General features: G+C 66.7%; 10 protein-coding genes. 3 read left to right on the forward strand and 7 right to left on the reverse strand.

Going from position 1 to position 14,131, the window contains the following annotated elements; all coding sequences use genetic code 11:
- Positions 1 to 210 (reverse strand): hypothetical protein, encoded by a 210-nt coding sequence (locus HMPREF9710_RS12220; RefSeq protein ID WP_005666742.1) that lies wholly within the window; start codon positions 208 to 210, stop codon positions 1 to 3.
- Positions 211 to 399: 189 nt separating this feature from the next.
- Here HMPREF9710_RS12220 and HMPREF9710_RS12225 point away from each other — a divergent pair, with 189 nt between their 5' ends.
- The gene (locus tag HMPREF9710_RS12225; protein ID WP_005666744.1) at positions 400 to 3,279 is read left to right on the forward strand and encodes a glycosyl hydrolase 115 family protein; all 2,880 of its coding nucleotides are present in this window, start codon (positions 400 to 402) and stop codon (positions 3,277 to 3,279) included.
- A gap of 75 nt (positions 3,280 to 3,354) precedes the next feature.
- Here the strand turns inward: HMPREF9710_RS12225 and HMPREF9710_RS12230 are convergent, their stop codons facing one another.
- From HMPREF9710_RS12230 to HMPREF9710_RS12240, 3 genes are read right to left on the reverse strand one after another with little or no spacing between them, the layout of a single operon-like run.
- Entirely contained in the window at positions 3,355 to 4,509 is a 1,155-nt protein-coding gene (locus tag HMPREF9710_RS12230; protein WP_005666746.1) for an endo-1,4-beta-xylanase, read from the reverse strand.
- Between the two features lie 38 nt (positions 4,510 to 4,547).
- Positions 4,548 to 5,567, reverse strand: a complete 1,020-nt coding sequence (locus HMPREF9710_RS12235; RefSeq protein ID WP_005666748.1) for a glycoside hydrolase family 43 protein — start codon at positions 5,565 to 5,567, stop codon at positions 4,548 to 4,550.
- 31 nt (positions 5,568 to 5,598) lie between these two features.
- Entirely contained in the window at positions 5,599 to 7,086 is a 1,488-nt protein-coding gene (locus HMPREF9710_RS12240; protein ID WP_005666750.1) for an MFS transporter, read from the reverse strand.
- Positions 7,087 to 7,374: 288 nt separating this feature from the next.
- On the opposite strand from HMPREF9710_RS12240, the gene HMPREF9710_RS12245 reads away from it, so the two are divergent.
- Together HMPREF9710_RS12245 and HMPREF9710_RS12250 are read left to right on the forward strand one after the other, a co-directional pair.
- Positions 7,375 to 8,472, forward strand: coding sequence for a LacI family DNA-binding transcriptional regulator (locus HMPREF9710_RS12245; RefSeq protein ID WP_005666753.1), 1,098 nt, complete (start codon positions 7,375 to 7,377; stop codon positions 8,470 to 8,472).
- A gap of 97 nt (positions 8,473 to 8,569) precedes the next feature.
- Positions 8,570 to 9,847, forward strand: a complete 1,278-nt coding sequence (locus HMPREF9710_RS12250; protein ID WP_005666755.1) for an SGNH/GDSL hydrolase family protein — start codon at positions 8,570 to 8,572, stop codon at positions 9,845 to 9,847.
- On the opposite strand, the gene HMPREF9710_RS12255 is transcribed toward HMPREF9710_RS12250, so the two are convergent.
- Genes HMPREF9710_RS12255 through HMPREF9710_RS12265 form a run of 3 tightly spaced genes read right to left on the reverse strand, consistent with a single transcriptional unit; the run spans position 9,829 to position 14,125 of the window.
- Positions 9,829 to 11,457: a glycoside hydrolase family 43 protein gene (locus tag HMPREF9710_RS12255; protein WP_005666758.1), complete on the reverse strand. Its 1,629-nt coding sequence runs from the start codon at positions 11,455 to 11,457 to the stop codon at positions 9,829 to 9,831. The genes HMPREF9710_RS12250 and HMPREF9710_RS12255 overlap by 19 nt on opposite strands.
- The gene (locus HMPREF9710_RS12260) at positions 11,454 to 12,758 is read right to left on the reverse strand and encodes an MFS transporter (protein ID WP_005666760.1); all 1,305 of its coding nucleotides are present in this window, start codon (positions 12,756 to 12,758) and stop codon (positions 11,454 to 11,456) included. Before HMPREF9710_RS12260 ends, HMPREF9710_RS12255 begins: the two co-directional genes overlap by 4 nt.
- Positions 12,755 to 14,125, reverse strand: coding sequence for an enolase C-terminal domain-like protein (locus tag HMPREF9710_RS12265; RefSeq protein WP_005666762.1), 1,371 nt, complete (start codon positions 14,123 to 14,125; stop codon positions 12,755 to 12,757). Before HMPREF9710_RS12265 ends, HMPREF9710_RS12260 begins: the two co-directional genes overlap by 4 nt.
- Positions 14,126 to 14,131 lie beyond the last annotated feature (6 nt).

Raw genomic sequence — 14,131 nt, forward strand, 5'->3', positions numbered from 1 at the left:
TCAGTGATGGTGGTGCCAGTTGCCGTCGGTCGACTCGAGATAGGACTTCACCGCGTCCGGGCTGCCGGTCGCGTGGCGCTTGACTTCGCCGCAGTCGCAGATGCCCTGGTAGGGCTGGATGTGCGAGCAGGCGGACACTTTCTGGAGGAAGACTTTGACCGGCTTGGTGCACTTGGCGCACTTGAAGGTCAGGATGCGGGCGGGCTTCATGGTTGGGTGACGGTGTAAATGGAAAGAGCGGCATTTTACACCCGTCGCCAGGCCGTCCCCGGTGGCGAGGCAGGAATTGACAAGAAAGAATCGCCAAACCTATACTCGAATGATCGCGCTAACACTGAATGTTATAGATTGTTATTACAAACCGCGATGCACATAATAAACTGGAGACAAGGTTAGCTCATGACACTGACAATGAAGCTGTTCAGGCGCGTCCTCGCGCCACTGACGGCACTATGCGCGGTGCTGGCCGCGCCCTCGGCCTGGGCGCTGGGCGAGCGCCAGTTCGTCCGCTTCGACGCGAACGCACAAGCCGTGGTGCTGGCGGACCAGGGCCGCACCGCGCCCTTGCTGGTCGATCCCAACGACGATGCGGGCGTACGGCGCGCCGTCGCCGACCTGCAGGGCGACATCGCGCTGGTGTCCGGCGCCAAACCCGTCCTCACTAACAATCCCGGCAGCGCGCTGGATAACGTGGTCATCGTCGGCACCCTCGGCCAAAGCGCCCTGGTCGACCGCCTCGCCGCCGAGGGCAAGATCGACGCCGCCGCCATCCGCGGCAAATGGGAAGGTTTCCTGATCCAGGCCGTCGCCAACCCGATGCCGGGCGTGGCGCGCGCGCTGGTGGTGGCCGGCAGCGACCGGCGCGGCGCCATCTTCGGCGTCTACACCCTGTCGGAGCAGATCGGCGTCTCGCCGTGGAAGTGGTGGGCCGACGTGGTTCCGGCGCGCCGGGCGACGCTGGCCGTCGCGCTCGATACCAAGGTGAGCGACGCCCCCGTGGTGCAGTACCGCGGCATCTTCCTGAACGACGAGGCGCCCGCGCTGACCAACTGGGCCAAGGAAAAATACGGCGGCTTCAACCACCGCTTTTATGAGAAGGTGTTCGAGCTGATCCTGCGCATGCGCGGCAACTACCTGTGGCCGGCGATGTGGCCGCCCACGGCCTTCTATGCCGACGATCCGGAAAACGGCCGCCTGGCCCACGAGATGGGCATCATCATGGGCACCTCGCACCATGAGCCGATGATGCGCGCGCACGACGAGTGGGCCCGCTTCGGCAAGGGGCCGTGGGACTACGGCAAGAACGCCGGCGTGCTGCAGGCGTTCTGGAAGCAGGGCTTGCGCAACTCGCACGGCCAGGACCGCGTGATCACCCTGGGCATGCGCGGCGACGGCGACGAGCCGATGTCCGAGGAAGACAACGTCGACCTGCTGCAGAAGATCGTGCGCGACCAGCGCGCGCTGATCGAGCAAGATACCGGCAAGCCGGCAAGCGAGGTGCCGCAGGTGTGGGCGCTGTACAAGGAAGTGCAGGGCTATTACGAGAAGGGCATGCGCGTGCCGGACGACGTGCTGCTGCTCTGGTGCGACGACAACTGGGCCAATATCCGCCGCCTGCCGACGCCGGAAGAGCGCGCGCGTCCGGGCGGGGCCGGCGTCTACTACCACTTCGACTACGTGGGCGGCCCGCGTTCGTATAAATGGCTGAACGTGACGCCGATCCCGAAGATCTGGGAACAGATGCACCTGGCCTGGCAGTATGACGCCAAGCGCATGTGGATCGTCAACGTCGGCGACCTCAAGCCCATGGAAGTGCCGATCGAGTTCTTCCTGACCTATGCCTGGAATCCCGCGGCCTGGCCGGCCGAGCGCCTGCCGGAGTACCTGCGCCTGTGGGCCACGCGCGAGTTCGGCGCCGAGCACGCGGTGGAAATCGCCGAGCTGGTCGAGGGTTACACGCGCTTCAATGGCCGCCGCAAGCCCGAGCAGCTCGAGCCGGGCACTTATAGCGTGCTGCACTACGACGAAGCCGGCCGCATCGCGCGCGACTACGCGGCGCTGGCCGAGCGCGCGAGCAAGGTGGCGGCCAGGCTGCGCCCCGAGCAGCGTGACGCCTTCTTCCAGCTGGTGCAGTATCCGGTCGCGGCGTCCAGCAATATGAACCAGCTGTATGTGGCGGCCGGCCTGAACCACCATTACGCCACCCAGTTCCGCGCCACCACCAACGACATGGCCGAGCGCGTGCAGGCGCTGTACAAGAACGACGTCGAACTGGCGCGCCAGTACCATGCGCTCCAGGGCGGCAAGTGGAACCACCTGATGTCGCAGACCCGCTTCGGCTACGTCAACTGGGAACAGCCGCGCGCCAACGTGCTGCCGGCGGTGCATCGCATCGACGTGCCGGCCGGTTCCAATATGTCAGTGGCGGTCGAGGGCGGTGTCAAAGCCTGGGGCGCCTATGGTCTCAAAGCCCTGGACTTGCCGGCGTTCGACCCGCTGTCGAAGCAGTCGCACTACCTCGATATCTTCAACCGAGGCAGCGCGCCGTTCGACTACCGTATCGAGTCGAACCAGCCGTGGGTGGTGCCGAGCCAGGCGAAGGGCAGGGTGACGGGCGAGCAGCGCGTGACCGTCAAGGTGGATTGGGCCAAGGTGCCGGCCAATGCGCAGAGCGCCGTGCTCACCATCGTCGGTCCGAACGATGCCCGGGTGCCGGTCAACGTGCCGCTGAGCCGCCCGGCCTTGCCGAAGGACGCCAGGGGCTTCGTCGAGACCGGCGGCGTGGTGTCGATCGAGGCCGCCAACTATGCGCGTGCGCTGGCGCCGCAAGGCCGCAGCTGGCTGAAGATCCCGGGCCACGGCCGCACCGATTCCGGCGTGACGACCTTGCCGGTCACCGCGCCGGCGCTGGACCTGAAGCAGGGCATGCGTCTCGAGTACGACGTCAACACGACCAGCAGCGGGAAGGTGGCAGTGCAGGTGACGCTGGCGCCGACCCTCAAGTTCCAGCCGGGCGCCAGCTTCCGCTACGCCGTGTCGATCGACGACGAGGCGCCGCGGATCGTCAACGTGCATGCCGACGAGTCGGAAAAGTTCTGGGAAAAGATCGTGTCGGATGGCGCCGCGGTGTTCACGACCGAACACCAGCTGGCCAAGCCGGGCAGGCATGTGCTCAAGTTCTGGGCGCTCGATCCGGGCCTGGTGGTGCAGAAGCTGGTGATCGATGCGGGCGGCCTGAAGCCGAGCTACCTGGGCCCGCCGCAGAGCCCGCGCCTGTAAGCACTGGCGTGGTTAACTGAAAAGGGCAGTCCGCATGACGCGGACTGCCCTTTTTGACGTGGTGAAGCCGAAGGATCAGGCTTTACGCATCGGCATCGCGCGCAGCGAAGCGGCGATCGCCTCGCGCATCGGCTTGGCGCGCAACTGGCTGTCGTAAGGCGTCGGACGCTGCGCCAGGCCGTCCGGGCGCTTCGCATCGGCCCATACCTGCAGCCAGTTCACGTGGTCCGCCATGCCCCACAACAGGAAATCGCGGCAGGTCGGATAGCTCAGGGTCACGTCGAGATAGTCGCGCGCCAGCGCCGCAGTGGCCGCGTCGCGCTTGGCGACATCGGCCGGGAAGGCCTTGTCGTTGACGTCGAACTCGGTGATCAGGAGGTCCAGGCCCATGCCCGTGACCTCGTCCAGGAACTTGCGCCATTCGCGCAGCACCGCCGCGTTGGCGGGGCCGGACATCATGTCGCCGGCGCTGATATGGCTTTGCAGGCCGAGGGCGTGGATCGGGGCGCCGCGTTTTTTCAGTTCCGCCAGCAGTTTCAGCACGCCGGCGCGGTGCTTGGCGTCGTCGCCCAGGCCGGGGCCCATGAAGTCGTTATATACCAGCTGCGCCTTCGGCGCGTGCTCGTGGGCCTGGCGGAAGGCGAATTCGATCTGCTCGACCGCGCCCATGCGCCTGGTGAACACGTTCTGGATCAAGCTGCCGTCCTTCGGCGACACCGCCTCGTTGACGACGTCGTGGCTGATGACGTCCTGCCCCATGTGCGTGCAGACGGTCTTGATGTGCTCGCGCAGGATCGCCTCGGCGTGGCCGACCGGCTTGGACTTCAGGTCCAGCGCATTGACCCAGGCGGGCAGCCATTTCGGGTCCTGCCAGATCAAGGTGTGGCCGCGCACCGCCATGCCCTCCTTGCGCGCCCAGGCGAACATCTCGTCGGCCGGTCCCCATTGATAGGGGCCCGGTTTCGGCTGCAGGGCCTGCCACTTGGTCTCGTTCTCGGCGACGATCATATTGCACTCGCGCGCCATCAGGGCGCGGTAGGCCGGGTCGCGGAAACTCTTGCGGGTGTCCTGGTCTTCCAGCATGCCCATGGCATTACCGAAGCGCATGCCCTTGGCCTTGGCCAGGTCCTTGAGGGCGGGCCCGGCGTCCTGCGCGGCCAGTACGTGAGGGGTGAGCATGGCGCCGGCCGCCGTGCCAATCAGTTTCAGGGTATCGCGTCGCGATGTCATCGGGTGGTGTCTCCTTTATCGTGTTTGTCGGTATCCGCTCACGCCTGGCGATAGGGCGAGATGGTGACGATCTTGCCGTCGTCGTCGTAATGCAGCTCGGTCACCTTCACCGAACGCAGGTGGGTGACGCCGCCGGAAAGGCTGCTGTCGTGATAGAACAGATACGAGCGGCCTTCGAACTCGCAGATCGAGTGGTGCGTGGTCCAGCCGATCACCGGGGTCATGATCTGGCCCGCGTAGGTGAAGGGGCCGTAGGGGCTGTCGCCGATTGCGTAGCACAGCAGGTGGGTGTCGCCGGTCGAATAAGAGAAGTAGTACTTGCCGTCGTGCTTGTGCAGCCACGGGGCCTCGAAGAAGCGGCGATCGTGGTCGCCGGCCAGCAGCTCCTTGCCATCGGCGTCGAGGATGCGCACGGCGCGCGGCTCTTCGCTCAGCTCCAGCATGTCGCCGCGCAGGCGCGCCACGCGCGGCTGCAGGGCCGGCTCGTGCGCCACCGGTTCTTCATGGTCAGGGCTGTAGAGGTTGTCGCGGTACTTCTGCAGCTGGCCGCCCCAGATGCCGCCGAAATAGAGATAGAACTCGCCGTCGTCGTCGCCGAACACGGCCGGGTCGATCGAATAGCTGCCGGCGATCGGCTGCGGTTGCGCCGTGAACGGGCCGACAGGACTGTCGCTGACCGCGACGCCGATCTGGAAGATGCCGTCGGGCCGCTTGGCCGGGAAGTACAGGTAATACTTGCCGTCCTTGCGCGCGCAGTCGGGCGCCCACATCTGGCGCGCCGCCCATGGCACGTCGCGCACGTGCAGGGCCACGCCGTGGTCGACCGCTTCGGCGCCCGGGTGGTCCATCGAGACGACGTGATAGTCCTCCATCGCGAAATGGGCGCCGTCGTCGTTGAACGGCACGCCGGCCTCGATGTCGTGCGACGAGTAGATGTAGATGCGGCCGTCGAACACGTGGGCCGACGGATCGGCGATGTAGATGTGCTCGAGCAGCGGCTGGGAGATGGCGCGCTCTGTCAAGGCTTGCACGCGGTCTTTGTCGATGATTTCAGGCATGGCTATGGTCTGGTTCGGGTTCAGATGAAAATCATTGCTGGGCGGCGAGTGCGCGGCGTTCGCCGAGTTCGCGCTCGATCTGCAGCTCGGTGGTTTTGCGGATGTCGTAGGCCGCGAGGCAGCACACGGCCAGCAGGAAGGGGATGGCGGCGTACACGCTGACCGACAGGCGCACGCCATCGGCCACCTGGCCCGGCTGGACGGCCAGGGCGGCGTCGTAGCCATAGGCCGACAGCAGGGCCGCCACCAGCGCTCCGCCGATGGAGAGGCCCGCCTTGAGGCCGAAGATCATGGCCGAGAACAGCAGGGCGGTGGCGCGGCGGTTGTTCTTCCATTCCGAGTAGTCGGCGACGTCGGCGATCATCGCCCACAGCAATGGGATCGTGATGCCGTAGAAGAAGCCGTACAGGATCTGGGCGCCGAACACCAGGCCGATCGAGCCCGGGCCGATCCAGTAGTAGCTGAGGCGGAAGATCGCTGCCAGCAGCAGCGCGGCGCCGAACACGTCGCGCTTGCCGAAGCGGTCGGCCAGCGGCTTCGAGAAGCCGATCCCGACGATCATCAGGATGATGCCGACCGCGTTGAACAGGGAAAAGCCCGAGGTGGCGGCGTCTTCCGGCCAGTGGAAGGCGGTCAGGCCCATGCCGGTGAGTACCGCGTTGAGGCCGTCGATGAAGCCCAGGAAGCCGACGTCGCTCAGAAAAGCCGCCAGCGCCGCCTCCTCCAGGTAGTTGCGGAAGTAGAAGATGTACATGCCGCCCTTGAGCGACAAGGTGATGAACACCAGGATGGTCAGCACCAGCATCACCACCCAAGGGCGGTTGCGCAGCAGGTCGGCCACGTCCTGCCTGATGCTCGAGCGCTGGCTTGGCGCGGGCACGATGCGTTCGCGGGTGGTGAAGAAGGTGATCAGGAAGCAGACGGTGCCGGCCACCGCGAAGAACATCATCACGGTCTGGAAGCCGGCCACCTTGTCGCCCGCGCCCAGGATCAGCACCAGCGGCAGCAGCAGCACCTGGATCACCAGCTGCGCGACCAGCACCGCGACGAAGCGATACGACGACAGGCTGTTGCGGTCGGCCATGCTGCCGGTCAGCACGCCGCTCAGGGCGGAATAGGGCAGGTTGTTGGCCGAGTACACCAGCATCAAGAGGATGTAGGTCAGCAGCGCGTAGATGTACTTGCCGCGCTCGCCCAGGTCGGGCGTGCTGAAGGCGAGGATCGCCACCAGGCCGAACGGCACCGAGGTCCACAGGATCCAGGGACGGAACTTGCCCCAGCGGGTGGAAGTGCGGTCGGCGATGATGCCCATCAGCGGGTTGAAGCAGGCGCCGACCAGGCCGCCGATGAAGATGATGCTCGCCGCGGCGTTGGGTGAGATCTGATAGACGTCGGTATAGAAGAAAGCGAGGAAGGTGAGCAGGGTCTGGAAGATCAGGTTGGCCGCCAGATCGCCCAGTGCATAGCCGATTTTTTCAGTTGTCTCCAGCGTCGGCTGCGCCTTGATAGTTGTAGTCATTGTCTTGCCAATCTATATGTTGAAAAGCAATTGCGGCCCTCAACTGTCAGGCACGCGGCAAGCGCGTTCATGACGGTCGGGCCACGCATGTATCACGCCAACCTCGCAAAAAGTTAGCGCAATCATTGTTTTCGATTGTGGATGAGATGCTAACGCCCGTCAACCGCTTTATTGCCTGGCCGCATACCAGATATAAGCGCGGAAGTGGCGGTAAATACGGTGCTGCGTGTTAGAATAAGAACAGTAAAGTTCGCGCAAACATCGCAAGGTCTTCCAGGGGTTCTCCGCATGCCTACTTCCACGATCGGACTCGTCAACCCAGCGGAACTCAAGCGCGGCCCCAATATGGCCGACGTGGCGAAGCTTGCCGGGGTGTCGCCGATGACGGTGTCGCGGGTCATGAGCGGCAAGGCGACCGTGCGCGCCAGCACGCGCAAGAAAGTGACGGCCGCCGCCGCGGCCCTGAACTACGCGCCGCACCCCGAGGCGCGGCTGCTGGCCGGATCGCGGCCGATCCGCATCGGTTTCCTGTACAGCATGCCCAGCGTGCGCAGCGGCGCCTATCTCACCGAGGTCTTGCTGGGATTGCTGAACAAGGTCAGCCTGAACAACGTGCAGCTGCTGGTCGAGAAGTGCGCCGACGGCGAACAGATCGCCGAGCAGACCCAGCGCCTCATCGATAACCAGATGGATGGCATCATCCTGCCGCCGCCGCTGGTCGACAATGCCGAGATCGTGGCGCGCATCGTCGACGCCGGCATTCCGCTGGCCCTGATCGCCTGCGGCCAGCCCGATGCGCGGGCAAGTGCGATCGGCATCGACGATCGCCAGGCCGCCTACGAGATGACGCGCCACCTGATCGAACTGGGTCACCAGCGGATCGGCTTCATCGGCGGGCATCCCTACCAGTCGGCGAGCAGCGCCCGGCTGCAAGGCTACCAGGCCGCCATCGAGGAATTCGGCGCCGACCCCGCGCCCGAGCTGGTGGCGCAGGGGATGTTCAACTACCGCTCGGGGCTCGACGCCGCCGAGATCCTGCTGGCGCTGCCGGACCGCCCGACGGCGATCTTCGCCAGCAACGACGACATGGCCGCCGCCACGGTCGCGGTGGCCCATCGCCTGGGGCTCGACGTGCCGGGCGACATCACGGTGGTCGGCTTCGACGACACCGCGCTGTCGACCACGATCTGGCCGGCGCTCACCACCGTGCGCCAGCCGACCATGGACATGGCCGAAGCGGCGATCGAGTGCATCGTCCGGCGCGTGACGAACGAGCGCACCGGCCTGGCCGCGGGTCCCGAACATATCAAGACCGATTTCACGCTGGTGCGGCGCCAGTCCGACGCGGCGCCGCGGATCCGGCCGCCGGTGCGCATCGTCGCCTGAAAGTTTGATTCAACTATCCGGACTGATTGCGCTATCATTTGCGTTACAGATTTGGTAGTCCTGCCTTTTGCAGGTCATGCCATCACCGGAGACCATATTGATTACTACTCGCCCTGGCCGCCTGGCCATCGCCGTCCTGGCCGCCTTCGGCCTGGGCGCCTGCGCATTCCCACCGTCTGCCAACGATAGCGGGGCCCGTCACTGGGTGGCCAGCTGGGGGACGTCCCAGATGCCGTACGGCCAGGCCGAAGCCATGCCGGCCGAGCTGTGGAAGGACGGCACCGTGCGCCAGATCGTGCGCCTGTCGCTGGGCGGCAGCCAGGTGCGGGTCCGGATCAGCAATGCCTACGGCAGCGAGATGCTGGTGGTGAACGAGGCCAGCATCGCGCGCGCGGTGCGGCCGGGTTCGTCCGAGGTGGTGGCGGGTTCGCTCCAGGGCCTGCGCTTCAACGGCAGTACCTCGGTGCGCATACCGGCGGGCGCCGAGTATCTCAGCGATCCGGTCGACCTGGCGGCGGCGAGCGGCCTCGATATCGCGGTCACTATGCACCTGGCGAATGCGGCCGGGCAGCAGACCGGCCATGCCGGCGCGCGTACCACGACTTACCTGGCCCCGGGCCGCCAGACCATGGCCGCGAGTCTTCCGGACGCCAAGACTGTCACGCGCTGGCACCAGCTGGCCGACGTCGAAGTCAGCGCCGCGCCGCCCGCGCGGGCCGTGGTCGTGATCGGCGATTCGATCACCGACGGCTATGGCGCCACGACGGACGCCAACAACCGCTGGACCGATCACCTGGTGCGGCGCATCGCGCAGGACGGCAAGCGACAGCTCGCCGTGATCAATGCCGGCATCGGCGGCGGCCGCCTGCTGCGCGAAGGCCTGGGCCCTAGCCTCGTCACGCGTTTCGAGCGCGACGTCCTGGCCAGGAATGGCGTGAGCCATGCGGTCGTTTTCATCGGCGTCAACGACATCGGGGTGCTGCGCCGCTCGAAAGAGGACACGCCGCAGGCGATCGAGGCGATGCTGGGCGACTTCAAGCAGGCCCATTTGCAGATGATCGCGCGCGCCCACGCCAAGGGGATCTGCGTGATCGGCGCGACCATCACGCCCTTCATGGGCAGCGACTACTATGCGCCGGCGCAGCACAACGAGGCGCTGCGCCAGGCGGTCAACGACTGGGTGAGGAGCGAGAAGGCCTTCGACGGCGTGGTCGATTTCGACGGGGTGCTGCGCGACCCCGCGCGGCCGTCCTACCTGGCCAGGGCCTACGACAGCGGCGACGGCCTGCATCCGTCGCACGCCGGCTATGCCGCGCTGGCAGCGGCGGTGCCGCTGCAGCAGTTCGACAATTGCGCCTACAGCCGGCTGCGGTAGGGCCGCTCGCGGTATTCGAAATAATCGAAGTCGGCATACAGCGCGGTGCCGGCCATGTCCTGGCAGGCCATGCCGACGAAGGCGCCGGTGAAGTTGGGCTGGCCGGGCGCGCTGGCCTCGTCCGACAGGATGCTGGCGTCGAACTGCTGCGGTAGCCACTGCCAGGGGCCGTCGTCGACGCGATAGCCGAACAGCAGGCGCTCCTCGTCCACCTCGACCCGCAGTTCGACCGGCACGCCGGCGGGCAGGGCGAGCGGCGCGGTGAAGCTGTCCGCCTGCAGGTGGTTGGGCAGGCTGCTCATCACGCGCAGGTGCTTGCCGATCTCGTCGTCGTGCGTGATGTACAGGTAGTGGAATTTAGCAGCGCCGTAGTAGCAGACCAGGCCCGCCTGCTGCTGGAAGTGTTCCGGCTCGAACTCGACCAGAGTGGACGCGCTGAAGCAGTGGGCCTGCTGCCGGCGCGCGACCAGCGCCTGGCGGAAGGTGCTGCCCAGGCTCTCGCGTCCGTACAGGCGCAGGTGGCCGGGCCGCGCCGTAAGGCTGAACAGTTCTTCCGGATATGGCGTGCGCAGCCACTGGAAATCGATCGGCAGCACCAAGGCGTCGAAGTCGCTTCGTTCGGGCGCGGCGTCGAAACGGTGTTCGGGCAGGCCGGGCGCCGGCACGTCCAGCTGCGGCATGCCCTCGCCATCGAGCGTGCGCAGCCAGCCATCGTCGCCCCACACCACTTGCTGGATCGCGGTCTCGCGTCCCAGGGTGCAGGCGCCACGGTTGCGCAGCGGACGGCCGCACAGGTAGACCATATACGTGCGGCCGTCCGGCGTGTCGACCAGGTCGGCGTGCCCCGCGCGCTGCAGCGCGGCGTCGGGCCGCGCACGGGTGGTCAGGACGTTCACGTCCGGATGCAGCTCGTACGGTCCGCGCAAGTCGCGCGAGCGCGCCATCGTCACGCCATGGTTCCAGCCGGTGCCGCCTTCGGCGGTGAGCAGGTAGTAATAACCGTTGCGGCGGTACAGGTGCGGCGCTTCGGTCAGGCCGTGTTCGGTCCCGGCGAAGATATTGCTGCGGCTTCCAACCAGGCGCCGCTCCTCGACCGAATATTCCTGCAGCACGATGCCGGCGAAGCGCTTGCCGCCGGGGCGGTGGTCCCATAGCTGGTTCAATACGTACTTGCGCCCGTCGTCGTCATGGAACAGCGACGGATCGAAGCCGCTGCTGTTCAGGTGGACCGGATCGGACCACGGGCCGTCGATGCTCGGGCTGGTGACCAGGTAGTTATGAAAATCGCGCAGCGAGGCGCTGCCGCCGGCGCCGCCGGTCGAAGTGCGGCCATAACGCTTGACGTCGGTGTAGATCAGCCAGAACAGGCCATCGGCATAGGTCAGGCACGGCGCCCACACGCCGCAGGAATCGGGCGCGCCGCGCATGTCGAGCTGGCTGGCGCGGGTCAGCGGCCGGCCGGCCAGGCGCCAGTTGACCAGGTCGCGCGAGTGGTGGATCTGCACCCCCGGGTACCACTCGAAGGTGGAGGTCGCGATGTAGTAGTCGTCGCCGACCCGCACGATGGACGGGTCGGGATTGAATCCGCGCAGGATCGGGTTGTGGATCATGGTTTTTGCATCGAAATGGGTTGGGGCTCGAAGGTGGGATCCCGTACCAGGGTCCACAGCAGCACCGCCGCGACCAGGTCGAGCACCGCCAGGCTGACGAAGAAGGGCGTGTAGCCGACGCTGGCCAGCAGGGTGCCGATCAGCAGCGAGAAGATGAGCAGGCCCAGGTTGCCGAAGGTGCCGCACATGCCGGCCACGGTGGCCACCTCGTTGCGCCGGAACAGGTCGGACGACATGGTGATGACGGTGACCGACAGCGTCTGGTGGGCAAAGCCCGCAAGGCTGAGCAGGGCGATCGCGGCATAGGCATCGTCGACGTAGCCGACGAAGGCCACGCCCATCATCATGATGGCGCCGAGGGTGAACGCGCCGCGCCGGGCATTGATCAGGCGTATCCCGCGCTTTTGCAGGGCCAGCACCACCACCGGACCGAACATGCAGCCCAGGTCGGCCGCGAGGAAGGGCAGCCAGGCGAACATGGCGATGTCCTTCAGCTCGAAGCCGCGCACCGTGGTCAGGTACAGCGGCACCCAGAACGCCAGCGTGCCCCAGGCCGGATCGGCCAGGAAGCGCGGCAGGGCGATGCCCCAGAAATTGCGTTGTTTGAGGATGCTGAGCACCGAGGGCTTGGTGCCGTCGCCGGCCAGGTGGTCTTCCTGGCCGGCGGCGATGTGCGCCGCCTCGGCCTCGGACAGGCGGCGGTGGCGCTTCGGCGCGTCGTACAGCAGCAGCCAGGCGCACACCCACACCAGGCCCAGCGCGCCGGTGATCACGAAGGCCGATTGCCAGTTGTAGTGCAGGATGGCCCACACCACCAGCGGCGGGGCCAGCATCGAGCCGAACGAGGCGCCGATATTGAACACGCCGCCCGCCAGGCCGCGCTCCTTGGCCGGGAACCATTCGGACACCGCCTTCATCCCGGCCGGGTTGGCCGAGCCTTCCGCGAAGCCGAGCAGGCCGCGCAGCACGGCCAGGGTCTGCCAGTTGGTGGCCATGCCGTGCGCCATGCAGATCAGCGACCAGGCGGTGGCGAAGATCGCGAAGCCGTACTTGAGGCCGATCACGTCGAGCACGTAGCCGCACAGCGGCTGCAGCATGATCGCGCCCTGGAAGGCGGCCGTGATGTACGAATACTCCCTGGCCGTGATCTCCAGCTCCGCCAGCAGGGTGGGGGCGGCCACGGCCAGCGAGCTGCGGGTCAGGTAGTTGACCACCGCGCCCAGCATGATCAGGCCGATCATCCACCAGCGCAGGCCGCGGATGGCGCCGCCGCGGGTCCGGCCAAGGATTGCTGCGATCATGGATTGACCATGCTGGGGCGCTTCGGATCGTAGGTCCATCCCGGCACCAGGTAGCGCATCGCCATCGCATCGTCGCGCGCGCCGCCGGCCACCTTCTTGTAGAGTTCATGGGCCCGGTTGATCTGCTCCATGTCCGGCTCGATGCCCAGGCCCGGACGGTCCGGCACCGCCACCTGGCCGCCCACGATCTTCAATGGTTCCGTGGTCAGCCGCTCGCGGCCTTCCTGCCAGATCCAGTGGGTGTCGATCGCCGTGATCGTGCCCGGTGCCGCCGCCGCGCAATGGGTGAACATCGCCAGCGACACGTCGAAGTGGTTGTTCGAGTGCGAGCCCCAGGTCAGGCCCCAGTCGTGGCATAGCTGCGCCAGGCGCACCGAACCCTGCATGGTCCAGAAGTGCGGGTCGGCCAGCGGGATGTCGACCGCGCCCAGCAGGTGCGAATGGGCCATCTGGCGCCAGTCGGTGGCGACCATATTGGTGGCGGTGCGGATGCCCGTAGCACGCTTGAACTCGGCCATGATCTCGCGCCCCGAATAGCCGCCCTCGGGGCCGCACGGGTCTTCGGCATAGGCCAGCAGGTGGCCCTGGCCGCGGCAGGCGTCGATCGCCTCCCGCAGCGACCAGGCGCCGTTGGGGTCGAGCGTCACGCCGGCGTCGGGGAAGCGGCGCTTGATCGCGGCGACGGCTTCCATCTCTTCCTCGGCGCGCATCACGCCGCCCTTGAGCTTGAAGTCCCTGAAGCCATACTGCTCGACCGCCGCCGCGGCCATGTCGCCGATCGATTCGGCGCTGAGCGCTTCCTGGTTGCGGACCCGGTACCAGCCGTCGCGGCCGGCGTCATCGTCGTAACCGAGGTCGGTGCGGCCACGGTCGCCGATATAGAACAGATAGGCCAGCATCGGCACATGGCTGCGCTGCTGGCCGTCGCCCAGCAGCTCGCACAACGGCAGGCCCATGAACTGGCCGAGCAGGTCGAGCAGGGCCGCTTCCACCGCCGTCACCACGTTCTCGAGACGCAGGTTGATCTCGTGCGGCTGCTTCATCACCGCCGCTTCGGCGCTGGACGTGACCTGGTGGCTGACGCCCGAGATGGCGGCGCGCAGCCGGTTCAGGGTGCGGCGGTGGTGGGCTATCTCGGTGCCCTCGACCAGCGGCACCAGCTTTTGCAGGGCCTGCAGGATGCCGTTCGAGCCGGGCACCTCGCCCATGCCGGTGCGGCCGGCGCTGTCCTTCAACAGCACCAGGATGCGGGTGAAGTAGGGCGCATGGGCGCCGCACAGGTTGAGCAGCATGCTGTCGCGGCCGGCGACCGGGATCACCCGCATTTCCACGATGGTCGGGGTGGCGGCGCGTTGAATCGGGTTCATCTCATC

The organism is Massilia timonae CCUG 45783 (assembly GCF_000315425.1).
Taxonomy (GTDB): domain Bacteria; phylum Pseudomonadota; class Gammaproteobacteria; order Burkholderiales; family Burkholderiaceae_D; genus Telluria; species Telluria timonae.

Excerpts from the sequence above, each read along its gene's own strand:
- HMPREF9710_RS12220 (WP_005666742.1), bottom strand. The coding sequence starts at position 210 with ATGAAGCCCGCCCGCATCCTGACCTTCAAGTGCGCCAAGTGCACCAAG.
- HMPREF9710_RS12225 (WP_005666744.1), top strand. The coding sequence starts at position 400 with ATGACACTGACAATGAAGCTGTTCAGGCGCGTCCTCGCGCCACTGACG.
- HMPREF9710_RS12230 (WP_005666746.1), bottom strand. The coding sequence starts at position 4,509 with ATGACATCGCGACGCGATACCCTGAAACTGATTGGCACGGCGGCCGGC.
- HMPREF9710_RS12235 (WP_005666748.1), bottom strand. The coding sequence starts at position 5,567 with ATGCCTGAAATCATCGACAAAGACCGCGTGCAAGCCTTGACAGAGCGC.
- HMPREF9710_RS12240 (WP_005666750.1), bottom strand. The coding sequence starts at position 7,086 with ATGACTACAACTATCAAGGCGCAGCCGACGCTGGAGACAACTGAAAAA.
- HMPREF9710_RS12245 (WP_005666753.1), top strand. The coding sequence starts at position 7,375 with ATGCCTACTTCCACGATCGGACTCGTCAACCCAGCGGAACTCAAGCGC.
- HMPREF9710_RS12255 (WP_005666758.1), bottom strand. The coding sequence starts at position 11,457 with ATGATCCACAACCCGATCCTGCGCGGATTCAATCCCGACCCGTCCATC.
- HMPREF9710_RS12260 (WP_005666760.1), bottom strand. The coding sequence starts at position 12,758 with ATGATCGCAGCAATCCTTGGCCGGACCCGCGGCGGCGCCATCCGCGGC.
- HMPREF9710_RS12265 (WP_005666762.1), bottom strand. The coding sequence starts at position 14,125 with ATGAACCCGATTCAACGCGCCGCCACCCCGACCATCGTGGAAATGCGG.